Source organism: Variovorax sp. PBS-H4 (assembly GCF_901827205.1).
Lineage (GTDB): Bacteria > Pseudomonadota > Gammaproteobacteria > Burkholderiales > Burkholderiaceae_C > Variovorax.
Genome location: NZ_LR594675.1, coordinates 658,949 through 680,914, shown reverse-complemented (window position 1 = coordinate 680,914; position 21,966 = coordinate 658,949). Strand labels below are relative to the sequence as shown.

The following is a 21,966-nucleotide window of genomic DNA, read 5'->3' as shown; positions in this document are numbered from 1 at the left end:
GTCAAGGCTTCCACAGCATCAGGTGTTCGACGACAGGGCCCAGGGCCAGCGCCGGAACGTAATTGAGCAAGCCCACCAGCAGCACGGTGCCGATCAGCAGCGTGACGAACAGCGGGCCGTGCGTGGGCATGGTGCCGGCCGTGACCGGCAGGCGCTTCTTGGCGGCCAGCGAGCCCGCGATGGCGAGCACCGGCACGATCACGCCGAAGCGCCCGAACCACATCGCGACTGCCAGCATCGCGTTGTAGAAGGGCGTGTTGGCCGAGAGGCCGGCAAAGGCGCTGCCGTTGTTGTTGCCGGCCGAAGTGAAGGCATAGAGCACCTCGGAGAAGCCGTGCGCGCCCGGGTTAGCGATGCCCGCCTTCCCCGGATCGGCCATGACCGCGACGGCGGTTCCGGCGAGCACCAGGATCGGCGTGACCAGGATCGCGATCGAGGTCAGCTTCATCTCGCGGACCTCGATCTTCTTGCCCAGGTACTCGGGCGTGCGGCCGATCATGAGGCCGGCGATGAACACCGCCAGCACCGCGAAGACCAGCATGCCGTACAGGCCGGTACCGACGCCCCCGAACACCACCTCGCCGAGTTGCATCAGCACCAGCGGCACCATGCCGCCCAGCGGCGTGAAGGAGTCGTGCATGGCGATCACCGCGCCACAGGATGCAGCCGTGGTGATGGCGGCGAAGAGCGCGGAGGCGTCGATGCCGAATCGCACGTCCTTGCCTTCCATGTTGCCGCCGGCCTGCACCGCATTCGCGGCCTGGTCGACGCCCAGCGGCGCCAGCAGCGGATTGCCGGCGTGTTCGGCCGGGATCACGGCGGCCACGGCCAGCACGAACATCACCGTCATCGCAGCCAGGAGGGCCCAGCCCTGCCGCGGGTCGCCGACCACGCGGCCGAAGGCGCAGCACAGCGCGGCCGGGATCAGGAAGATCGCGATCATCTGCACGAAGTTGGCGAGCGCCGTCGGGTTCTCGTAGGGGTGCGCCGAGTTGGCGTTGAAGAAACCGCCGCCGTTGGTGCCGAGCATCTTGATCGCCTCCTGCGAGGCGACCGGGCCCATGGCGAGGGTCTGGGTGGTGGTGCTGGCGTCCTCGGTCAGCGCGTTGCCGGCCGCATCCTTCAGCGGCTGCCCGGCGGCGTCGAGCCTGGGGTTCTGGTAGGCCGTGGCTTCCAGCGTGGTCACCGTCTTGTAGGTGTCGAAATTCTGGATCACGCCCTGGCCCACGAACACCATGGCGATCACGAACGAGATCGGCAGCAGCAGCCAGGCGGTGATGCGGGTCACGTCGACCCAGAAATTGCCGACGAAGCCCTTGCCGTCCGTGTTGCGCGCCGCGAAGCCGCGCGCCAGAGCGAAGGCGACCGCGATGCCCGTGGCGGCGGACAAGAAGTTCTGCACCGTGAGCCCCAGCATCTGCGTGAGATAGCTCATCGTCGACTCCCCGGCATAGCCCTGCCAGTTGGTGTTGGAGACGAAGCTCACGGCCGTGTTGAACGCCGAGTCTGGCGACACCGCGCCCATGCCGGCCGGGTTCAGCGGCAGCAAGTGCTGCACGCGCTGCAGGCCATAAAGGGCCAGCGCGCCAACGGCGTTGAAGGCCAGCAGCGCCAGCGCATAGCCGCGCCAGTGCATCGCGTGGCCAGCGTCGACGCCGGCGAGCTTGTAGAGCGGCGCTTCGGCGCGCTGCGTCCAGGCGGGGACCCGGCCTTCGCACAGCGCCGCAAGCCAGCGGCCCAGCGGCCAGGCGAGCAGGCCCAGCACCACGAGGTAAAGACCCAGAAGCGTCCAGGCAGTGCTATTCACGGAACGGGCCTCCGCAGCGGAATGCCTTCGCCAGCGAACACCGCGGAACCGGCTTTGCCGGGCCGCCGGTGTTGCCCCCGGGGAGGGGGTGGGCGCCTACACGAAGTGAGCCAGCCTGGGGGAGCGCTTGGTTCATCAGAATTCCTCGGCGCAGATGAGCGCGAACACCAGGTAGGCGAAAAGGACGACGGCCAGCAGGCCGGCGAATCCATAGAGCACGTCGAGGCTGATCACTTGGCCTCTCCCTTGGGCGCGTCGAGCCCGCCAAGGCCAATGACCGCCTCCGCCATGACGACCCACAACACCGCGAGGGCGGCGATCCATGCGAAATCCATCTGTCAACTCCTGCATGCGAAGCACGTGCGGACAGTCTCGCGACGCAAGCGTAAAGATGGGGAACAGACTCAGGGACCGCCCGTAAAAAAGGCGTAAAGGCCGGAGGCCGTGCGCATTTGCACACATGCCTGGTTTTTGTGGCGCTGCCGGCGCTGCTTTGTGAATTCCTCGCTATCGGATCGCCGTCGGGCTGCGTACAACCGGCACTGGAACTGAAAGACAAGGATTCACATGGAAACGGAAGGCATTGCACTCATCGTGGACGAACCGATTGCCGGCCACTTCTACTGGGTGCTGCAGAAGCAGGACGGCAGCGACTGCCGTCCCATCGACGCTGCCGAGGGCCCGATGCCCACGTACGGCGCGGCCATGATGGCCGGCATCGCGGCGCTGCAGCGGCGCCAGGATGCGCGGGGCGGCGTGTCGACGCTGCACTGAAGCGCTTGCGCATCGCGCAGTGATCCTTTGCGGGAGAGGGTTCGGCACTCGGGCGGGCACAGGTGGGACGGGATCAGGCCGGCAGGGCGCCAGTGCGAGTGCTGGTACGAGTACATGGGCTGGCCTGCTGGTCTTCGGGTCGCCCTTCCCCAGCGTGTCCAGGCCGAGGGTGGTGGGTGGCCAACGCAGCGAAGTAAAGGAGGAGGCGGCCGCAGGCCGCCGGGGGACATGAGCGGAGTTGGCCACCCGCCGCCCTCGGCCCGCCCGAGCCTCACGTAGCCCCCCGAGCCTAGCGCCCACCCCGCGCCGCTGAACCCGGTATTCGCGCTTCGATAAGATGCCCGTCTCGAATCGCGCACCCTCCCTCATGCGCGATCCGGCACACTGCCCGCCCATCCCGCGCAGCATCCAGGCTGCGCTTGAAACCAGAGACACCCCATGATCCGAAAGCTGCTGACCTCCGCGGCCCTGGCACTGGCGTTCGCCGCCGTGCAGGCCCAACCCTATCCCGCCAAGCCCGTACGCCTGATCGTGCCCTTCCCACCCGGCGGCGGCACCGACATCCTGTCACGGCTGGTGGCGACCAAACTCACCGAAGTCAGCAAGTGGACCGTGGTGCCCGACAACCGCGCCGGCGCAGGCGGCACCATCGGCATCGCCGAGGCCGTGCGCGCGCAGCCGACCGGCTACGACATCGTGATGGGCCAGAAGGACAACATGGTCGTCGCGCCCTGGCTCTACAAGAACCTCAGCTACGAGCCGACGAAAGACCTGACGGCCGTGGCGCACGTAGCCTATACGCCGGTGGTGATCGTCACGCGCACCGAATCGAAGTTCAAGAGCCTGAAGGACGTGGTCGATGCCGCGCGCGCGGCGCCCGACACCATCACCTACGGCTCGCCCGGGAACGGCACCACCATCCACCTGGCCGGCGAGATCTTCAAGAGCGCGGCCAACGTCAAGATGCGCCACGTGCCCTACAAGGGCTCCAACCCCGCGATGATGGACGTGCTGGCCGGCAACGTGGACCTGATGGTGTCGTCCCTGCCCTCGGCGATGGGGCAGATCAAGTCCGGCAAGCTGCGCGCGCTGGCCGTGACCTCGGCCAAGCGCAGCAGCTCGCTGCCCGAGGTGCCGACAGTCGCCGAGCTGGGCTACAAGGACTTCGACGTGAGCACCTGGTACGGCCTCTTCGCGCCGGCGGGCACGCCCAGGGAGATCGTCACCACGCTGAACGCCGAGGTGAACAAGCTGCTGGCCACGCCCGAGATGAAGGCCGCGATCATTGCCCAGGGCGCGGAGCCGCAGGGCATGACACCGGAGCAGTTCGGCACGCTGCTGAAGACCGACTACCTGAAGTGGCGCGACATTGTGAAAGCATCCGGCGCAGTCATTGAGTAAATAGGCTCGCCCCCAGGTTGGCTCACTTCGTGTAGCCGCCCACCCCCTACCGGGGGCAACACCAGCGGCCCGGCGAAGCCGGTTCCGCGGTGTTCCTGGAAGGGGCGCTGCTTTAGGCTTCGCGGACGTCGGCTACGGGGTTGCTGCCGAAGTCGGGGCGGGCCAGGTAGGCCAGCACCTTTGCGGCCGCCTGATCCGGCGTATCGAGCTGGCCTTGCGCCTTCAGCCGCTCGAAGCGCGCGCGGTCCGGGAACATGTCGGCCTCGGCGCCGCGCAGCTGCACCTGCATGTCGGTGTCGATCACGCCAGGGGCGAGCGAGACGATCCTGGCGCCGCCGCCCAGCGCCGCTTCCTCCAGCGCCACCGCGCGCGAGAAATGGTCCATGCCGGCCTTGGCCGCGCAGTAGGGCGCCTGGCTGGCCATGGCGTTGCGGCCCAGGCCGGAGGAGATGTTGAGCACCTTGCGCGCGCCGCGCCAGCCGCGGGTGGCAGCGAGGAAGGCCGAGGTCAGCAGCAGTGGCGCTTCCAGGCCCACGCGCAGCGCCTGCGACAGCTCGGCAGCCACCGCCTGCGACAGCGGGCGCGTGCGGCCCACGGTTCCGGCGTTGTTGATCAGCGTGACGCCGTCGAAAGCCTGGCCGTCCAGGCCCTGCAGCCAGTCTGCAAGCCGGGCGGCGGCCTGTACCGGATCCGCCAGGTCCTGCTGCCATTGTTCGAGCTCGACACCGGCTTTGCTGGCGAGGGCGGCGAGCGCATCATCAGCGCCGCGGGAGATGCACAGCAAGCGCTGGCCGGGCCCGGCCAGCAGCTGTTCGGCCATCGCGCGGCCCAGGCCGCGCGATGCGCCGGTGATGATCGTGAGTTGGGATGAATCCATGAATGATCTCGTGAAATGCGTCAACGACGGCAAGACGCCGTGTGGCGTCGATCCTATAGGTGGATTGACGAAGCACGGCCCCTCTTCTTAAAGTCAGCCGATGCCCATCCAATACGAGCCTACGCGCGGCGCGCGCCACTTCCTCGAGGGATTTGGGCTTTCAAGCCCTGCACAGCCGCCGGTGATCCGACCCGGCGGGCAGGGCGTGTTCATCCGCCGGCCGCGCGGCGACCGCGAAGGCAGCGCAGTCACGGTGCGCTTCGAGGCGGCCGCCGGCCGCTGGGGCCTGATCCCCCTGTTCGCCAAGGAGCGCGAGTACCCCTTTACCTTCGAGGCCCGCAGCGAAACAGCCGCCAGCGAGCGCGATTTCTACCAGCCATGGAAGCGCGGTCACCGCTGCGTGGTGCTGGCCGATGCGCTGTACCGCCGCGGCGACAGCGAGGACTCGGTGGTGCGCGTCGCCCGGGCCGACGGCCAGCCGCTGGCGCTGGCCGGCCTGTGGAACGGCTGGCGTGCGCCCGACGGCGAGTGCGTCGAGAGCTTCGCGCTGCTGACGCTTCCGGCCGTCGAGCAGGCGACGCAGCGCCGGGTGGTCTTCCTGCGGGACGCCTGGATCGACGACTGGCTGCATTGCCCCGTGGAGGAAACAGCCGCCTACTTGCGGCCCTATGCGCTCGACAAGCTGGTGCGGCGCACGATCATGAATGACCCCGCCATTCCCCTGCCGGAGCGCGCGCCTGCGGCTTCGTGACTACCCTTCACCTGCACGCAAGGCCGCGAGGTCGAGCACACGCACCCCTCCGTACTCGACGCGGATCGCCCCCCTCGCCTGCAGCGTCCGCAGCGCCTCGTTGACGCGCTGGCGCGACAGCCCGATCAAGTAGGCCAGCTCCTGTTGCGTGATGCGCAGCAGTTCCCCGACGCCGGGGAAAAGGACCGGATTGAACAGCGCCGCCAGGTTGCGCGCGACGCGCGCATCGGGGTTGTTGAGCCGGTCGGCCTCCCGCGCGGCGATGAACTGGCCGAGCCGCTCGTTGAGCTGGTTCATCACGAAGCGGTTGAAACCGATCGAATGGTCCAGCAGCCAGTGGAAGTCGTCCACCGGCAGGCCAGCCACCACGCTGCGGCGCAGCGCCTGGATGTTGTAGCGGTAGGGCTCGCGCTTGAGCGCCGTGCCCTCGCCGAACCAGCCGCCCGGCGGCAGGCCGCTGTAGGTCATCGATGTCCCGTCGGCGTTGTCGTTGCTCATCTTCAGCAGCCCTTCGACGACGCCGAACCAGAAGGTCGGCGGGCGCCCGATGCGGCAGACCAGGTCGCCCGACTCGGCGTCGCCCACCACCACCGCGGCCTCGGCGCGGCGCCGCTCGGCAGGCGTGAGGGTGTGAAGCCAGGGAATGTTCTGCAGCTCTTCCGCCGTGGCGGGCCGCACGCGCTCGCGCAGCGAAGAGGCACCGTTCGAACTGCCGCGGGTCATCGGGAAACTCCGGGGAGTAGTGTCCCTAGGATTGTCGTTGAAACGACAAGCTGGCGACAAGCTGAGTTCTACAGTCCGCCCATCGTGCAAACCACCGCCAACACCTTTCCCCGCCTGCTGCTGGCTCACGCGCAGCGCCAGCCCGACGCGCCGGCCGTGCGCGAGAAGGACCTCGGCATCTGGCAGACCTGGAGCTGGTCGTCGGTGGCCCGCGAAGTGCGCGAGATCGCCTGCGGGCTCGCCAGCCTGGGCTTCAGGCCGGGCGACAACCTCGCCATCGTCGGCGCCAATCGCCCGCACCTGTACATGGCGGTGCTGGCGGCGCAAAGCCTGCGCGGCGTGCCGGTGCCGCTGTACCAGGACGCAGTGGCGGGCGAGATGGTCTTCATGCTCGAGGACGCGAGCATCGACTTCGTGATCGCCGAGGACCAGGAGCAGGTCGACAAGCTGCTCGAATGCCGCGAGTTGATGGCAGCGCAGGGCAGGCAGGGGCTGCGGCACATCGTCTACGACGACCCGCGCGGGCTGCGCCACTACGCGCAGCCGGGCCTGCTCGGCTACGAGCGGCTGCGCGAGCTGGGCCGCGCCTTCGACAGCGCGCAGCCCGCATTCTTCGAACAGAGCCTCAACGGCGTCGAGCCCGGCGATGTCGCGGTGATCCTCTACACCTCAGGCACGACCGGCCGGCCCAAAGGTGTGTGCCAGACGCATGCGAGCTTCATCGCTGCGGGGCGCGGCGGCGTCGAGACCGACCGGCTCGGCCCCGGCGACAACATCATGAGCTACCTGCCGATGGCGTGGGTCGGCGACCACCTGTTCTCGGTGGCCCAGTGGATGGTGGGCGGCTTCACGCTCAACTGCCCCGAATCCTCCGCCACGGTGATGAACGACATGCGCGAGATCGGGCCCAGCTACTACTTCGGCCCGCCTCGCACTTTCGAGGGACTGCTGACGGCTGTGTCGATCCGCATGGAGGACGCTGCGGCGCCCAAGCGCTGGCTCTACGCGAAGTTCATGGCGCTGGCGCAACGCGTGGGCGCCGACATCCTGAACGGCGCGAAGGTCGGCCTCGGCGACCGGCTGCTCTATGGCCTGGGCGACCTGCTGGTCTACGGACCGCTGCGCAACGTGCTGGGCATGAGCCGTATCCGCGTCGCCTACACCGCGGGCGCCGCGATCGGGCCCGACCTGTTCCGCTTCTACCGGTCGATCGGCGTGAACCTCAAGCAGTTCTATGGCCAGACCGAGACCTGCGCTTACGTGTGCCTGCAGCAGGACGGCAAGGTGAAGCTGCAGACCGTGGGCAGCGCGGCGCCCGGCATCGAGCTGCGCATCGCGCCGGACGGCGAGGTGCTGGTGCGCGGCGTGTCGGTGCTCAAGGAATACTACAAGCGGCCCGACGCGACGGCCGAGGTGCTCGATGCCGACGGCTACTTCCACACCGGCGATGCCGGCGTGATCGACGCCGAGGGCCACCTGCGCATCATCGACCGGGCCAAGGACGTGGGCAAACTCTCGCGCGGCGCGATCTTTGCGCCCAACTACATCGAGAACAAGCTCAAGTTCTTTCCGCAGATCAAGGAAGCGGTGTGCTTCGGCAACGGACGCGAGGAGGTCTGCGCCGCCATCAACATCGACTACGAAGCGGTGGGCAACTGGGCCGAGCGCCGCGGCCTTCCCTACGGCGGCTACGTAGACCTCGCCGGCAAGGCCGAAGTGCTGCAGCTGATCGCCGAATGCGTCGAGAAGGTGAACGCCGACCTGGCGAGCGAGGAAGGCATGGGCGAAACGCAGATCGCGCGCTTCCTGGTGCTGCACAAGGAGCTGGACCCCGACGACGACGAGCTCACCCGCACCCGCAAGGTGCGGCGCGGCTTCATCGCCGACAAGTACCGCGTGCTGGTCGATGCGCTCTACGGCGGCAAGGCCGAGCAGTACATCGAGACGCAGGTCAAGTTCGAGGACGGGCGCACGGGCGTGGTGAACGCCACGCTGAAGATCGTCGAAGCCAAGCGCTTCGCGCCGCTGAAGGCCGCCGCATGAACGCGCAGAACATCGCCGAAGCCGCCATGCTTGCGAGCGCCACCGCCACCGCCACCGCCACCGCCACCGCCAGCGGCCGGCGGATTGGCGAAGTCATCCTCGACGTGCAGAACATCTCGCTGTCCTTCGGGGGCGTCAAGGCGCTGACCGACATCAGCTTCGACGTGCGCGAGCACGAGGTGCGCGCCATCATCGGCCCCAACGGTGCAGGCAAGAGTTCCATGCTCAACTGCATCAACGGCGTCTACCAGCCGCAGCAGGGCTCCATCACCTTCCGCGGCCGCCAGTTCAGGCACATGAACTCGCGCCAGGTCGCCGAGATGGGCGTGGCGCGCACCTTCCAGAACCTGGCGCTGTTCAAGGGCATGAGCGTGCTCGACAACATCATGACGGGGCGCAACCTCAAGATGAAGAGCGGCCTCCTCGCGCAGGCACTGCGCTGGGGCCCGGCCGAGCGGGAGGAGCTCGCGCAGCGCGAGTTCGTCGAACGCATCATCGACTTCCTCGAGATCCAGCTGCACCGCAAGACGCCGGTGGGGCGCCTGCCCTACGGGCTGCAGAAGCGCGTCGACCTCGGCCGCGCGTTGGCCATGGAGCCGCAGGTGCTGCTGCTGGACGAGCCGATGGCCGGCATGAATGTGGAAGAAAAGCAGGACATGAGCCGCTTCATCCTCGACGTGAACGACGAGTTCGGCACCACCATCGTCCTGATCGAGCACGACATGGGCGTGGTGATGGACATCTCGGACCGCGTGGTGGTGCTCGACTACGGCAAGAAGATCGGCGACGGCACGCCCGATGACGTGCGCAACAACGAGGACGTGATCCGGGCTTACCTGGGGACGGAGCATTGAGCATGGGCTTTTTCCTCGAAACACTGTTCGGCGGCCTGATGGTCGGCATGCTGTATTCGCTGATCGCGATCGGCTTCGTGCTGATCTACAAGGCCTCCGGCGTCTTCAACTTCGCGCAGGGTGCGATGGTGCTGTTCGCCGCGCTGGCGATGGCGCGCTTTGCCGAATGGTTGCCGCGCTGGCTGGGCTTCGAAAGCCAGGTACTCGCGAACCTGCTGGCCTTCGTCGCCGCGATGGCGGTGATGATCGTGGTGGCGTGGCTGATCGAACGGCTCGCGCTCAGCAGGCTGGTCAACCAGGAGGGCATCACGCTGCTGATGGCCACTCTGGGCATTGCCTACTTCCTGGACGGTCTCGGCCAGACGCTGTTCGGCAACGACATCTACAAGATCGATGTCGGCATGCCGAAGGAGCCGCTGATGGTGCTGGAGAGCACCTTCCAGGGCGGCCTGCTGCTGAGCCAGGAAGACCTGATCGCGGCCGGCGTGGCCGCGGCGCTGGTGGCCGTGCTGGCGCTGTTCTTCCAGAAGACCGCCACCGGCCGCGCCCTGCGCGCGGTGGCAGACGACCACCAGGCTGCGCAGTCGATCGGCATCCCGCTCAACCGCATCTGGGTCATCGTGTGGTCGGTCGCCGGTTTCGCGGCACTGGTGGCCGGGATCATCTGGGGCTCGAAGCTGGGCGTTCAGTTCTCGCTCTCGCTGGTGGCGCTGAAGGCGCTGCCGGTGGTGATCCTCGGCGGCTTGACCTCGGTGCCGGGCGCGATCATCGGCGGCCTGCTGATCGGCGTGGGAGAAAAGTTGTCGGAGATCTACCTGGGCCCGATGCTGGGGGGAGGCATAGAGATCTGGTTCGCCTACGTGCTGGCGCTGGTCTTCCTGCTGGTCCGTCCGCAGGGCTTGTTCGGCGAAAAGATCATCGATCGGGTCTGAAGACATATGCTTTATCGAGAAAACGGCCAGTTCAAGTCGACCTACCGCGCCGACCAGCAGGTCTTCCCGATCCTGCAGGACCGGGTCTTCATGCTGGCGCTGCTGGCGGTGGCGTTCGCGGTGGTGCCGCTGGTCGCGTCGGAGTACTTCTTCCGCGCAATCCTGATCCCCTTCCTGATCCTCGCGCTGGCGGCGCTGGGCCTCAACATCCTGGTGGGCTATTGCGGGCAGATCTCGCTGGGCACCGGCGCCTTCATGGCGGTGGGCGCCTACGCGGCCTACAACTTCCATGTGCGCATCGAGGGCATGCCTCTCATTGCATCGCTGCTGCTGGGCGGCCTGTGCGCCACCGCCGTGGGCGTGCTCTTCGGCGTTCCGAGCCTGCGCATCAAGGGGCTTTACCTGGCGGTCGCGACGCTCGCGGCGCAGTTCTTCCTCGACTGGGCCTTCCTGCGCATCAACTGGCTGACCAACAACTCGGCTTCGGGCTCGGTCAGCGTCGCCGGGCTCAACGTGTTCGGGCTGCCGGTGGAGACGGCGGTGCAGAAGTACCTGCTGTGCCTCACGCTGCTGGTGCTGTTCGCGATGCTGGCCAAGAACCTGGTGCGCAGCGCCATCGGGCGCGAGTGGATGGCCATCCGCGACATGGATGTGGCCGCGGCGGTGATCGGCATCCGCCCTGTGTACGCCAAGCTGACGGCCTTCGCGGTGAGCTCCTTCATCGTCGGCGTGGCGGGTGCGCTGTGGGGCTTCGTGCACCTGAGCACGTGGGAGCCGGCGGCCTTCAACATCGACCGTTCGTTCCAGCTGCTCTTCATGGTGATCATCGGCGGGCTGGGTTCGATCATGGGCAGCTTCTTCGGCGCGGCCTTCATCGTGCTGCTGCCGATCGTGCTCAACCAGATTCCGGGTTGGTTCGGGCTGTCGATGTCGACCGCGCTGGCGTCGCACCTCGAGTTCATGATCTTCGGCGCGCTGATCGTGTTCTTCCTGATCGTGGAGCCGCACGGGCTCGCGCGGCTGTGGTCCACGGCCAAGGAAAAGCTGCGGCTGTGGCCCTTCCCCCATTGATTCCAACCGGCACCCACGAAACTTCCCAAGGAGACAAACCATGAAGCTGAAGTCACTCGCACTCGCCATTGCAGCGGTCACGGCATTCGCAAGCGCGGCCCCCGCCTTTGCGCAAGCCAAGGAGCAGTTCTTTCCGCTGCTGGTCTACCGTACCGGGCCCTACGCGCCCAACGGCACGCCCTGGGCCAACGGCAAGCAGGACTACATCAAGCTCATCAACGCAACCGGCGGCATCAATGGCGTGAAGATCAGCTACGAGGAATGCGAGACCGGCTACGCCACCGACAAGGGCGTGGAGTGCTACGAGCGCCTCAAGGACAAGGGCGCCACGCTGATCGATCCGCAGGCGACGGGCATCACCTTCGCGCTCACGGACAAGGCGCCGGTCGACAAGATTCCGCTCATCACGCTGGGCTACGGCCTCTCGGCCTCTCAGGACGGCAGCGTGTTCAAGTGGAATTTTCCGCTGATGGGCAGCTACTGGACCGCGGCCGACATCCTGATCCAGCACATCGCGAAGAAGGAAGGCGGCCCCGACAAGCTCAAGGGCAAGAAGATCACGCTCGTCTACCACGACTCGCCCTTCGGCAAGGAGCCGATCCCGTTGCTGCAGGAGCGCGCGAAGATGAACGGCTTCGAGCTCACGCTGATCCCCGTGGCCGCACCCGGAATCGAGCAGAAGTCGGCCTGGCTGCAGGTGCGCCAGCAGCGGCCCGACTACGTGCTGCTGTGGGGCTGGGGGGTGATGAACTCGACCGCACTCAAGGAAGCGGTGGCCACCGGCTATCCGCGCGAGAAGATGTACGGCGTGTGGTGGGCCGGCGCCGAGCCGGACGTGAAGGACGTGGGCGCAGCAGCCAAGGGCTACAACGCGCTGGCGCTCAACACCTCGGGCACGCAGCCGAAGGTGATCCAGGACATCCTGAAGGTCGTGCATGACAAGGGCCAGGGCACCGGACCGCGCGAGGAGGTCGGCTCGGTGCTCTACACGCGCGGCCTGATCATCCAGATGCTCGGCGTGGAGGCGGTGCGCCGCGCGCAGGAGCGCTTCGGCAAGGGCAAGGTGATGACCGGCGAGCAGGTGCGCTGGGGGCTGGAGAACCTCGCGCTCGACCAGAAGAAGCTCGACGCGCTCGGCTTCTCGGGCGTGCTGCGGCCGATCAGCACCTCCTGCCAGGACCACATGGGCTCGACCTGGGCGCGCGTCCACACCTGGGACGGCAGCAAGTGGGGGAACATGTCCGACTGGTACCAGGCCGACGAGCAGATCATCAAGCCGATGGTCAAGGCCGCGGGCGACAAGTACGCGACGGAAAAGAAGCTGCCCAAGCGCGAGGCGTCGGACTGCGCGGCCTAACCCCGGGGCCTGGCGACACGATCTCGATTCCCAACGTCGACTCTTGCAGCATGCGTACGTCCAACACCCTCCTCGACGTCAACGGCATCGAGGTCATCTACAACCACGTGATCCTGGTGCTCAAGGGCGTCTCGCTCAAGGTGCCGGAAGGCGGCATCGTGGCGCTGCTCGGCGGCAACGGCGCGGGCAAGACCACGACGCTGCGCGCGGTGTCGAACCTGCTGGCGGGCGAGCGCGGGGCGGTGACGAAGGGAACGATCGAGCTGCGCGGCGAACGCATCGAGGCGCTGTCGCCGGCCGAGCTCGTCAAGCGCGGCCTGATCCAGGTCATGGAGGGCCGCCACTGCTTCGCCCACCTCACCATCGAGGACAACCTGATGACCGGCGCCTACACCCGCACCGACGGCAAGGCTGCGGTCGCGCAAACGCTGGAGAAGGTCTATGCCTACTTCCCGCGCCTGAAGACGCGGCGCGACTCGCAGGCCGCCTACACCTCGGGCGGCGAGCAGCAGATGTGCGCCATCGGCCGCGCGCTGATGGCAAACCCGAGCATGGTGCTGCTCGACGAGCCCTCGATGGGCCTGGCGCCGCAGATCGTGGACGAGGTCTTCGGCATCGTGAAGGACCTGAACCAGAAGGAACGCGTGACCTTCCTGCTGGCCGAGCAGAACACCAACATGGCGCTGCGCTATGCCGACTACGGCTACATCCTGGAGAACGGCCGCATCGTGATGGACGGCGAAGCGCAGAGCCTCAGGGAGAACGAGGACGTCAAGGAGTTCTACCTGGGCGTCGGCGGCGCGGACCGCAAGAGCTTCCGCGATGTGAAGAGCTACAAGCGCCGCAAGAGGTGGTTGGCCTGACGGCCTGCACCAGGCCCGAAACCGGACGGCTATGACTGACTACTACGACGCGCTCGAAGTGCGCGACCCGGCCCAGCGCGAGCAGGACCTGCTCGCTGCGTTGCCGAAGCAGATCGCCCAGGCACAGACTGCAGCGCCCGCGTTTGCCGAGATCCTTGCCGGCGTGAAGCCTGCCGACGTGGCGAGCCGCGAGGCGCTGGCGCGCCTGCCCGTCACGCGCAAGTCCGAGCTGCTGGAGCGGCAGAAGGCCGAGCGCGCGCGGGATCCCTTCGGCGGCTTCTCTGCCATCCGCTTCGGGCCGCGCATGCTGCGCGTGTTTGCGAGCCCCGGAACCATCTACGAGCCCGAAGGCGAGGCGCGCGACTATTGGCGCACGGCCCGCGCCCTGCATGCCGCCGGCTTTCGGAGCGGCGAGCTGGTGCACAACGCCTTCAGCTACCACATGACGCCCGCCGGCGCGATCATGGAGAGCGGCGCGCGCGCCCTGGGTTGCACGGTGTTCGCGGCTGGTACCGGCCAGACCGAGCAGCAGGTGGAAGCGATTGCCGAGCTCAAGCCCGCGGGCTATGCCGGCACGCCGAGCTTCCTGAAGATCCTGCTGGAAAAGGCGTCCGAGCGGGCGATCACCCTGCCCTCTCTCACCAAGGCCCTCGTCTCGGGCGAGGCCTTTCCGCTCAGCCTGCGCGACTGGATCGCCGAGCGCGGCGTGGCCGGCATGCAGTGCTACGCGACCGCGGACCTGGGCCTGATCGCCTACGAGACCGCCGCGCGCGAAGGACTGGTGCTCGACGAAGCGGTGATCGTCGAGATCGTGCGTCCCGGTACCGGCGACCCGGTGCCCGAGGGCGAGGTCGGTGAGATCGTCGTCACGACGCTGAACCCCGACTACCCGCTGATCCGCTTCGGCACCGGCGACCTTTCGGCCGTGCTGCCGGGACGCTGCCCGACGGGGCGCACCAACACCCGCATCAAGGGCTGGCTCGGCCGCGCCGACCAGACCACCAAGGTGCGCGGCATGTTCGTGCATCCGGGCCAGGTCGCCGAGATCGCGCGGCGCTTCCCGGAGGTGCAGCGCGCGCGGCTGGTGGTCGAGGGCGAAATGGGCGAGGACCGCATGACGCTGCGGCTCGAATGCGCCTCCGAGCCCGAGGGCCTGGCCGGGCGCGTGGCCGAAGCGGTGCGGGATGTCACCAAGCTGCGCGGCGAGGTCGAGCTGATGGAGCCGGGCAGCCTGCCCAACGACGGCAAGGTGATCGAGGACGCGCGCAGCTACCGGTAGCGTCGGCCATTCGATCCCGTGGGCTGACGCCCTGAAGCCCAGCCTGGCGGGTCCGCGTCCTCAAGCGTGCGCGTGCACACCAGCGAAGGCTTCGAGCATTACCCGGTTGAAGGCCGGCAGATCGGCAGGCTTGCGGCTCGTGATCAGCGGGCCGTCGGCCACGACCTCGAGATCGACCCACTTCGCCCCTGCATTCTTCAGGTCCGTGCGCAGGGAGGGCCAGGAGGTCATCGTGCGACCCCTGACCGCGTCGGCCTCGATCAAGGTCCACGGGCCGTGGCAGATCGCCGCGATCGGCTTGCCGGCCTTGACGAAGTCGCGCACGAAAGTCACTGCCTGTTCGTCCATGCGCAGCGCGTCGGGGTTCATGACGCCGCCCGGCAGCACCAAGGCATCGTATTCATGGGCGGCAGCCTGCTGAAGCGGCACATCGACATCGAAGCGGTCAGCAGGCGTGTGATGCTTCCAGCCGCGCACCCCGCCATGACTTGGCGACACCAGGCTCGTGTCCGCACCTGCGGCGTCGAGCGCCTTGCGCGGCTCGGTCATCTCCGACTGCTCGAAGCCATCCGTTACAAGGATGGCGACCTTCATGCCTTCAAGCTGGCGTTTGATCATGGAAAGTCCTTTCGGTACGAACGCCTTACGGTAAGCCCCGGCAGGCAATGCCGGATCGGCGTGCGTCTGCTCACTTTGTCGGACTGAGACCACGGCAAGCGCCTTGGCAAGCGCCGACCGCTGGGGCAAGGCGTAGGAGATGGCCGACAGACAGGCGCGAGTTCACGTGGACAGTGGGTGGGTTCGGTATTCACGTCACGGAGGAATTCATCCATGCCCGTCGTCTGTACGGCTTGCGGGAGCAGCAACCGGGAGAACGCGAAGTTCTGCATCGGCTGCGCAAGCCGCCTGCCCGGCTTCGTACCCACGGGACCCTCGGCCCTGGAGGCCATCAACAACGCGAGTTCAACGCGCGCGCCGGCGCGCACCCCGCGGCGGGCCTGGCGGCGTGACGATCCGCTGGCACTGCTGCCGGCGGAAACGGCTGGTTTCTGGCTGCGCCTGGCCTTGCTCGGCGTGGCAATGGGAATCGGCTTCATCGGCTGGTACCTCTACGTCACTCGTCAATTGACACAGCCGTCTTTCCTGAAACCGAGCACGGCAGCGATGGCGGTGGAAAACCGCGAGCCGCCCGCGGAAACACCAGTCGCGCTCGCCGCGCCGAGCACTTCTACAGCGCCGGCCGCCGCCCCGGCGCCGACAGGGGCCGCGACATCCACTACGCCGGCCAAGCCCGCCGCGCAAAGGCCGGCTCCAGCGGCGGGACGCGCAGCGGCCCCCGAAGCCGCCACCCCGGCTGCCTCGAAGGCAGAACCCCCGGTCGCCAAGGCAGAACCGCCCGCGGCGGGCGCCGGTGCATCTCGCAACCTGTCGGCTGCGCCGGCCGATCGCTATCGCGACAGCGCGCCGCCCTCGACGCGGCGCAGCCGCACGCCAGCCTGGGCCGAGGAGTCGCCGACGGTGCCGCTCGCCATCGTGCCCGCGACCGTTTCGCCCGGCCCCGCGCGCGCGCCCGCCTGGTCGCGTGACGATTCCGCCTCCCCGGGCGCTGCGGGACCGGCGCCGGTGTTCAGTGCGACGCGCTCTCCGTCGTGGAACCGCGGCGACGGAGGCCCGCCGGTCGTCCCGGGCCCGGGGCCGGTCGTCGCGCCCCCCAGAAGTCCGTCGCCTGTCGTGGCCGGTGACGGGGGTCCCCCGATCGTGCCGGGGCCAGGCCCGGTCTTCAGTCCGGTGCGCACCCCGACCTGGGCGGCCAACGATCCGGGGCCTCCGATTGCGATCGGTCCCGGACCTGTCTACAACCGCACAAGAGAGCCGTAGCACCGGGGGTCGCTAAGGGCATTCCGGGGTAAGGCGCCCGGCAGGGCGGCGATAAGATCGCGGCCCTTGAACTTGGATTGATCACGGAGAAGAGACCATGAAGAAACTGTTCGCCCTCACGGCGATCGCCCTCGCCGCCGCAGGCGTCCACGCCCAGGATTTTCCGGGCAGCAAGCCCGTCACCATCGTGGTGCCTTTCTCCGCCGGCGGCCCAACCGACCGGGTCGCGCGCGACTTGGCCGAAGCCCTGCGCAAGCCGCTGGGCGGCGGCAGCATCGTGATCGACAACGTGCCCGGCGCCGGCAGTTCGATCGGCGCAGCCAAGGTCGCACGTGCCACGCCGGATGGCTACACGCTGCTGCTGAACCACATCGGCATGGCGACGGTTCCGACGCTGGTGCGCAACGTGCCCTTCAAGGTCGAGAGCGACTTCGAATACCTGGGCATCGTGAACGACGTGCCGATGACGCTCATTGCCAAGCCCTCGATGAAGGCCAACAACTACAAGGAATTGACAGCCTGGCTGGCGGAGAACAAGGGCAAGATCAACCTCGGCAACGCGGGCGTGGGCTCGGCCTCGCACCTGTGCGGCCTGCTGTTCCAGAGCGCGACCAAGACCGAGATGACGCCGGTGCCCTACAAGGGCACCGCACCCGCCATCACCGACCTGATCGGCGGCCAGATCGACCTGCTGTGCGACCAGACCACCAACACCTCGCCGCAGATCGAGGCCAAGAAGGTCAAGGCCTACGCCGTGACGACCTCGAAGCGCCTGACCACGCCGCTGCTCAAGGACCTGCCCACGCTGCAGGAAGCGGGGCTGAAGGACTTCCAGATCACCATCTGGCACGGCCTCTACGCTCCCAAGGGCACGCCGGCGGCGGTCACCAAGAAGCTCAACGATGCGCTCAAGGTGGCGCTGAAGGACCCCGACTTCATCAAGAAGCAGGAAGGCCTTGGCGCCGTGGTGGCCAGCGACAGCCGCGTCGAACCGGCCGAGCACAAGAAGTTCGTCGCCGCCGAGATCGCCAAGTGGAGCCCGATCATCAAGGCGGCGGGCGTCTACGCGGATTGATCCGCCAGCACGATCAGAGCCTGCTGACGGCCGCCTTCAGGTCATCGACCGCGGCCGGCTTCGGGACGTGGGCGTTGAAACCCGCCTCGAGCGCGCGCCTCGCATCGGCGCGCCGCCCGAAGCCCGACACCGCGATCGCGGGCAGCTCGCGCATCGCGGGCCGGCGCCGCACCTCGGCGATGAACTGATAGCCGTCCATCTCGGGCATGCCGAGATCGGACACGAGCAGGTCGTAGGCCTTGGTTTCAAGCATGTCCAGCGCCTTCCTGGCGCTGTCCGCAATGTCGACGATCGCGCCCTCCAGGCGCAGCACTTCGGCAAAGGGAATGAGGCCCTCGGCGTAGTCGTCGACTGCCAGCACGCGCCAGTCCTTGAAGTTCACCTCGGCCGGCGCCCTGTCCTGCTCGGCCTCGGCAGCGGAGTCATGCAGGGGTAGCCACACGCTGAACTCGGAGCCCTGGTTCAGGCCCGCCGAGGCCACCTCCGCGCGGCCGCCGTGCGCGTGGGCCAGTTCCTGCACCAGCGCCAGTCCGATGCCCAGGCCGCCGTTGGCCGGCGTGGTCTCTCCGACGGCCTGGCTGAACATGGTGAATGCATGCGGCAGGAATTCGGGCGCGATGCCGCACCCGGTGTCGGCGACCGTGATTTTGGCAAAGTCGGCATCCTGCGAGACATGGACCGTGATCCGCCCGCCATCGGGCGTGAACTTGACGGCGTTGCTCAGCAGGTTCCAGATGATCTGCTCGATGCGCACGCGATCGCCATGGCAGCGGACGCCGGGCTCGCAACGGATGTCGACCGCGATCTGCTTGCCGGGGATCTCTCTCGTCGCGACGCCGGTCAGCGATTGCACGAGTTCGCCGAGTTCAACCACCACACGGTTGAGCCGCAGCTTGCCTGTGCGCACGCGCGACAGATCGAGCAGGTCGTTGATGATGCGCGTCTGGCTGCCCACGGCCCGCTTGATGGTGTCGCCGATGCGGTGGACCACCGAATGCTCGGCGGCCACGGGCAGGCGCGTCAGCAACTCCGCATTCATCTGGATCAGGTTGAGCGGCTGCTTGAGTTCGTGTGACATCACGGCCAGGAACTTGTCCTTGAGCTCGTTCGCCGTCTGTGCGCTGAGGCTGGCCCGCTTCTCCTTGAACAGCCGGTGTTCCTGCGCGAGTTCCAGCTGCTTGGTGCCGGTCATGTCGCGCGCGATCTTGGCGAAGCCGCCCCCTGCGCTGGGCTCGAGGGAGGTCATGACGCCGCTGCAATAGAAACGGCTGCCGTCCTTGCGCAGATGCCAGCGCTCGTCCTCGGCGCGTCCGGACTCGGCGGCGATGCGCATCTCCCGCTCGGGAATGCCGTTGGCCTGGTCTTCCGGCGTGAAGATCGCGGCTATCGGGCGTCCCAGTATTTCGTCTTCGCCATAGCCGAAGATCCGCTGGGCGCCGACGTTCCAGGTCGTGATCGACCCTTCTTCATTGATCGTGATGATCGCGAAGTCGCGTGTGGTGGCGGCCACCACCTTGAGGCGCTCTTCCCCCGCGCGAACTTGCGCCTCGGCGGCGCGCAGGGCGGTGATGTCGAAGAAATTCAGGATCGCGCCCTCGATCTTGTCATCGGCCGTGCGGTACGGAAGGATCCGGGCCAGGTAATGCCGGCCGTCGGCGCTGCTGACATGCCGCTCGCTGGCGCGCAGGTTCTGGAAGGCAGAGGCCGTGTCGTCGGCCAGCTCGGGGTAGCTCAGCCGACTGGTGATGTCGAACAGCGAGCGCCCGAGGTCCGAAGGAATCAGGTTGAACAGATTGCTCGCATGCGGCGTATAGCGCTTGATTCGCATGCCGCGGTCCACGAACACCGTCGCGATCTCCGAGGAAGCGATCAGGTTCTGCAGGTCGTCGTTGATGTGCCCCCGTTCCTCGACCTTGGTCTTCAGTTCGAAGTTGACGGTGACGAGTTCCTCGTTCATCGACTGCAGCTCTTCCTTGCTGGTTTCCAGTTCCTCGGTGGCGGACCGCAGCTCTTCGTTGATGGCCTGCAGCTCCTCGTTGGACGCCTTGAGCTCTTCGGTGGAAGCCTCCGAGCCCTCGATCGTGTCCTGCAGGTGCAACTTGAGTTCACGGATCTCGCTCTCCAGCTGCCCGATGAGTTGGGCGCGCGCCGCATCGGGCGCTTCGCCGTCGCTGGGGCGCATGCTCTCTTCGACCTCGTCGAAGACCACCAGCGTCAGCGGCGGGCTTCCCTCCTCCTGCTGCAGCGGCCGCACCGTGATGTTGAGGAAGACCTGGCGGCCGTCGTGCTGGCGCTGCCGCAGCCGCGTCTCGACGCTCCGCGCTGTCTGGGCGGCCTTGAACAGCGCGGTTCGCAGCTCCAGCCGCAGGTCGGGGCGTACGTTGCTCAGCAGGTTGTCGGTCGGCGTCCCGCTGGCGCGCTCGAGGAAACGCCCGACGCCATTCGACAGGTGGAGGACGTTGTGCTCGCTGTCGACCAGCACACTCGGCGGCGAGAACTGTTCCAGGGCGCGCTGGTGCAGCTCGGCGAAGCTGGGGCGCTCGCTGCGCCTTGCCGGCGCATGGGGCTGCAGCGCGCCCACCAGGCGGGCCTCCAGGGGCATGTCGCTGATCAGCGGCATGTGCCGGCTGGCAGGCAGGTCCGGGTTCACGCGGTAGATGCGGTGCTTCTTGTCGAGCGGCGTGAAGAGGCTGCCTACCGCATCGGGCGACTCCGAGGTGCCTAGAAATAGAAGACCGCCGGGCCTGAGCGCGATGCGGAACATCTCGAGCACGTGCGCCTGCGCAGCGCGGTCGAGGTAGATCAGCAGGTTGCGGCAGCAGATGAGGTCGAGCCGCGAAAAAGGGGGATCGCGCAGCAGGTTGTGCACCGCGAAGAGCACCGGCTCCCGCACGAACGACGAGACCCGGAACTGGTCCTGTTCCGGCGCGAAGAACTGCCGCAGCCGCGACGGCGTGACATCCTCGACGACTCCGGCTGCATAAAGGCCCTTGCGTGCCGTCGTGATGGCACGCTCGTCGATGTCGGTTGCGAAGATCTGGATGTCGAGTGCCTTCGATTGCGCGTCCGCCTGCTCGCGCAACAGCATGCTCAGCGAATACGCTTCCTCGCCGGTTGCGCAGCCAGCCACCCACGCGCGCACCTGTTCGCCGGATTCCTTGCTCCCGACCAGCTTGGGGAGCGCCTCCCGCTCCAGCGCCTCGAAGGCCTCGCGGTCACGGAAGAAGTTGGTCACGCTGATCAGCATGTCCTGAAGCAGTGGCCCGGCCTCCTCGGCGTGGGCGCGCAGGTGATCGCGGTAGGCTGGCAGATCGGCCAGGCGGTTGACCTGCAGCCGCCGCTCGATACGGCGCAGTACCGTGGCGCGCTTGTAGTGCCTGAAATCGTGGCGCGTGTAGGAGCGCAGCAGGCTCATGACTTCCTGCAACGCCTTTTCAGCCAATTGCGACGAGGCCATCGAATCAGGTTCCTCGACGAATGGCGAGATCTTGTGGACATCGGGCAGCCTGATGCGCTGGGCGTTGCTCCAGATTTCCATCAGGCGCTGGCCCATGTCGACGGCCGGCAGCACGAAGTCGACCATGCCGGTGGCGATGGCTGCGCGCGGCATGCCGTCGTGCGCGGCATCGTCGGGCGACTGGGCCATGGTCACGCCGCCCTGTTCCTTCACCTTGGTCAGGCCGACGGCGCCGTCGCTGCCCGTTCCCGACATCACGACGCAAATTGCGCGCTCCTTGTGCACCAGGGCCAGGGTGCGGAAGAAGACGTCGATCGCCACATGCGGCCCGTTGGCGCGTGCGCGCCGGGTGGGGCGCAGGTAGCCATCGTCCATCGTCAGGTCGACGCCAGGCGGAATCACGTAGACGTGGTCGGCCTGGACGGGCATGTCCTCCATCACCTGCGTCACCGGCATGCGGGTGGCACGCTGGAGGATCTCCGCTGCGCTGCTCTCGTGATTGGGCGACAGGTGCAGGATCGCCACGAAAGCCATGCCCGATTGCGCCGGCATTTGCTCGAAGAAACGCAGCAGCGCCTCGAGCCCGCCCGCAGAAGCGCCGATTCCGATGACTGGGAAATTCAGGGAACTGGGTGTGAGATTCGACTGCATCGCTTCTGAGGCGGAAGCGGGAGCGGAAGAAGGATCTGTCGAGGGCATGCAACTACAACCTCTATGGGGCCGAAGCCGGCCCGCCAACCTCACATTCTGCGCCCCCTCGAATGGGCCTCGGTGCAACGAGCAATTGGTGCGGCAATGCGCGCTGGTCCGCCACGAGGCCATTG

At 67.4% G+C, this 21,966-nt stretch carries 18 protein-coding genes; 12 read left to right on the top strand and 6 right to left on the bottom strand.

What is annotated here, in order from left to right; all coding sequences use genetic code 11:
* Position 1: 1 nt before the first annotated feature.
* Positions 2-1,807: a potassium-transporting ATPase subunit KdpA gene (kdpA, locus tag E5CHR_RS03285; RefSeq protein ID WP_162578355.1), complete on the bottom strand. Its 1,806-nt coding sequence runs from the start codon at positions 1,805-1,807 to the stop codon at positions 2-4.
* Between the two features lie 135 nt (positions 1,808-1,942).
* The gene (locus tag E5CHR_RS03280) at positions 1,943-2,041 is read right to left on the bottom strand and encodes a potassium-transporting ATPase subunit F (protein ID WP_162578354.1); all 99 of its coding nucleotides are present in this window, start codon (positions 2,039-2,041) and stop codon (positions 1,943-1,945) included.
* Positions 2,042-2,374: 333 nt separating this feature from the next.
* On the opposite strand from E5CHR_RS03280, the gene E5CHR_RS03275 reads away from it, so the two are divergent.
* Entirely contained in the window at positions 2,375-2,581 is a 207-nt protein-coding gene (locus E5CHR_RS03275; protein WP_162578353.1) for a hypothetical protein, read from the top strand.
* A gap of 438 nt (positions 2,582-3,019) precedes the next feature.
* Positions 3,020-3,982: a Bug family tripartite tricarboxylate transporter substrate binding protein gene (locus tag E5CHR_RS03270; protein ID WP_162578352.1), complete on the top strand. Its 963-nt coding sequence runs from the start codon at positions 3,020-3,022 to the stop codon at positions 3,980-3,982.
* A gap of 112 nt (positions 3,983-4,094) precedes the next feature.
* Here the strand turns inward: E5CHR_RS03270 and E5CHR_RS03265 are convergent, their stop codons facing one another.
* Positions 4,095-4,859 (bottom strand): SDR family NAD(P)-dependent oxidoreductase, encoded by a 765-nt coding sequence (locus E5CHR_RS03265; RefSeq protein WP_162578351.1) that lies wholly within the window; start codon positions 4,857-4,859, stop codon positions 4,095-4,097.
* A 100-nt stretch (positions 4,860-4,959) separates the two neighbouring features.
* Between E5CHR_RS03265 and E5CHR_RS03260 the strand changes: the two genes are divergently transcribed.
* The gene (locus E5CHR_RS03260) at positions 4,960-5,610 is read left to right on the top strand and encodes an SOS response-associated peptidase family protein (protein ID WP_162578350.1); all 651 of its coding nucleotides are present in this window, start codon (positions 4,960-4,962) and stop codon (positions 5,608-5,610) included.
* Here E5CHR_RS03260 and E5CHR_RS03255 read toward each other — a convergent pair whose 3' ends face one another.
* Positions 5,611-6,333 carry a Crp/Fnr family transcriptional regulator gene (locus E5CHR_RS03255; protein WP_162578349.1) on the bottom strand — a complete coding sequence of 241 codons (723 nt, stop codon included), beginning with the start codon at positions 6,331-6,333 and terminating at the stop codon, positions 5,611-5,613.
* Positions 6,334-6,417: 84 nt separating this feature from the next.
* On the opposite strand from E5CHR_RS03255, the gene E5CHR_RS03250 reads away from it, so the two are divergent.
* Genes E5CHR_RS03250 through E5CHR_RS03220 form a run of 7 tightly spaced genes read left to right on the top strand, consistent with a single transcriptional unit; the run spans position 6,418 to position 14,732 of the window.
* On the top strand, positions 6,418-8,376 hold the full coding sequence (locus tag E5CHR_RS03250; RefSeq protein ID WP_162578348.1) for an AMP-dependent synthetase/ligase: 1,959 nt from the start codon (positions 6,418-6,420) through the stop codon (positions 8,374-8,376).
* 26 nt (positions 8,377-8,402) lie between these two features.
* Positions 8,403-9,230, top strand: a complete 828-nt coding sequence (locus E5CHR_RS03245) for an ABC transporter ATP-binding protein (RefSeq protein ID WP_162583541.1) — start codon at positions 8,403-8,405, stop codon at positions 9,228-9,230.
* A gap of 2 nt (positions 9,231-9,232) precedes the next feature.
* Positions 9,233-10,162: a branched-chain amino acid ABC transporter permease gene (locus E5CHR_RS03240; RefSeq protein WP_162578347.1), complete on the top strand. Its 930-nt coding sequence runs from the start codon at positions 9,233-9,235 to the stop codon at positions 10,160-10,162.
* Positions 10,163-10,168: 6 nt separating this feature from the next.
* Positions 10,169-11,233 (top strand): branched-chain amino acid ABC transporter permease, encoded by a 1,065-nt coding sequence (locus tag E5CHR_RS03235; protein WP_162578346.1) that lies wholly within the window; start codon positions 10,169-10,171, stop codon positions 11,231-11,233.
* A 40-nt stretch (positions 11,234-11,273) separates the two neighbouring features.
* Positions 11,274-12,590 carry an ABC transporter substrate-binding protein gene (locus E5CHR_RS03230; protein WP_162578345.1) on the top strand — a complete coding sequence of 439 codons (1,317 nt, stop codon included), beginning with the start codon at positions 11,274-11,276 and terminating at the stop codon, positions 12,588-12,590.
* Between the two features lie 50 nt (positions 12,591-12,640).
* Complete coding sequence (locus tag E5CHR_RS03225; protein ID WP_162578344.1) at positions 12,641-13,453, top strand: ABC transporter ATP-binding protein; 813 nt, start codon at positions 12,641-12,643, stop codon at positions 13,451-13,453.
* Positions 13,454-13,484: 31 nt separating this feature from the next.
* Positions 13,485-14,732 carry a phenylacetate--CoA ligase family protein gene (locus E5CHR_RS03220; protein ID WP_162578343.1) on the top strand — a complete coding sequence of 416 codons (1,248 nt, stop codon included), beginning with the start codon at positions 13,485-13,487 and terminating at the stop codon, positions 14,730-14,732.
* 60 nt (positions 14,733-14,792) lie between these two features.
* Here E5CHR_RS03220 and E5CHR_RS03215 read toward each other — a convergent pair whose 3' ends face one another.
* Complete coding sequence (locus E5CHR_RS03215; RefSeq protein ID WP_162583540.1) at positions 14,793-15,350, bottom strand: type 1 glutamine amidotransferase domain-containing protein; 558 nt, start codon at positions 15,348-15,350, stop codon at positions 14,793-14,795.
* 213 nt (positions 15,351-15,563) lie between these two features.
* On the opposite strand from E5CHR_RS03215, the gene E5CHR_RS03210 reads away from it, so the two are divergent.
* Together E5CHR_RS03210 and E5CHR_RS03205 are read left to right on the top strand one after the other, a co-directional pair.
* Positions 15,564-16,610 (top strand): zinc ribbon domain-containing protein, encoded by a 1,047-nt coding sequence (locus E5CHR_RS03210; protein WP_162578342.1) that lies wholly within the window; start codon positions 15,564-15,566, stop codon positions 16,608-16,610.
* A gap of 97 nt (positions 16,611-16,707) precedes the next feature.
* Complete coding sequence (locus tag E5CHR_RS03205) at positions 16,708-17,685, top strand: tripartite tricarboxylate transporter substrate-binding protein (protein WP_162578341.1); 978 nt, start codon at positions 16,708-16,710, stop codon at positions 17,683-17,685.
* A 13-nt stretch (positions 17,686-17,698) separates the two neighbouring features.
* Here the strand turns inward: E5CHR_RS03205 and E5CHR_RS03200 are convergent, their stop codons facing one another.
* A complete protein-coding gene (locus tag E5CHR_RS03200; protein ID WP_232061935.1) occupies positions 17,699-21,793 on the bottom strand; it encodes a chemotaxis protein CheB in 4,095 nt (1,364 codons plus the stop codon).
* Positions 21,794-21,966: the final 173 nt, after the last annotated feature.

What these genes read in the sequence shown, in the direction of transcription:
- E5CHR_RS03235 (WP_162578346.1), top strand. Translation starts at nt 10,169, where the DNA reads ATGCTTTATCGAGAAAACGGCCAGTTCAAGTCGACCTACCGCGCCGAC.
- E5CHR_RS03220 (WP_162578343.1), top strand. Translation starts at nt 13,485, where the DNA reads ATGACTGACTACTACGACGCGCTCGAAGTGCGCGACCCGGCCCAGCGC.
- E5CHR_RS03240 (WP_162578347.1), top strand. Translation starts at nt 9,233, where the DNA reads ATGGGCTTTTTCCTCGAAACACTGTTCGGCGGCCTGATGGTCGGCATG.
- E5CHR_RS03270 (WP_162578352.1), top strand. Translation starts at nt 3,020, where the DNA reads ATGATCCGAAAGCTGCTGACCTCCGCGGCCCTGGCACTGGCGTTCGCC.
- E5CHR_RS03215 (WP_162583540.1), bottom strand. Translation starts at nt 15,350, where the DNA reads ATGATCAAACGCCAGCTTGAAGGCATGAAGGTCGCCATCCTTGTAACG.
- E5CHR_RS03265 (WP_162578351.1), bottom strand. Translation starts at nt 4,859, where the DNA reads ATGGATTCATCCCAACTCACGATCATCACCGGCGCATCGCGCGGCCTG.
- E5CHR_RS03205 (WP_162578341.1), top strand. Translation starts at nt 16,708, where the DNA reads ATGAAGAAACTGTTCGCCCTCACGGCGATCGCCCTCGCCGCCGCAGGC.
- E5CHR_RS03200 (WP_232061935.1), bottom strand. Translation starts at nt 21,793, where the DNA reads ATGCAGTCGAATCTCACACCCAGTTCCCTGAATTTCCCAGTCATCGGA.
- E5CHR_RS03255 (WP_162578349.1), bottom strand. Translation starts at nt 6,333, where the DNA reads ATGACCCGCGGCAGTTCGAACGGTGCCTCTTCGCTGCGCGAGCGCGTG.
- E5CHR_RS03260 (WP_162578350.1), top strand. Translation starts at nt 4,960, where the DNA reads ATGCCCATCCAATACGAGCCTACGCGCGGCGCGCGCCACTTCCTCGAG.
- E5CHR_RS03225 (WP_162578344.1), top strand. Translation starts at nt 12,641, where the DNA reads ATGCGTACGTCCAACACCCTCCTCGACGTCAACGGCATCGAGGTCATC.
- E5CHR_RS03275 (WP_162578353.1), top strand. Translation starts at nt 2,375, where the DNA reads ATGGAAACGGAAGGCATTGCACTCATCGTGGACGAACCGATTGCCGGC.
- E5CHR_RS03245 (WP_162583541.1), top strand. Translation starts at nt 8,403, where the DNA reads ATGCTTGCGAGCGCCACCGCCACCGCCACCGCCACCGCCACCGCCAGC.
- E5CHR_RS03230 (WP_162578345.1), top strand. Translation starts at nt 11,274, where the DNA reads ATGAAGCTGAAGTCACTCGCACTCGCCATTGCAGCGGTCACGGCATTC.
- E5CHR_RS03210 (WP_162578342.1), top strand. Translation starts at nt 15,564, where the DNA reads ATGCCCGTCGTCTGTACGGCTTGCGGGAGCAGCAACCGGGAGAACGCG.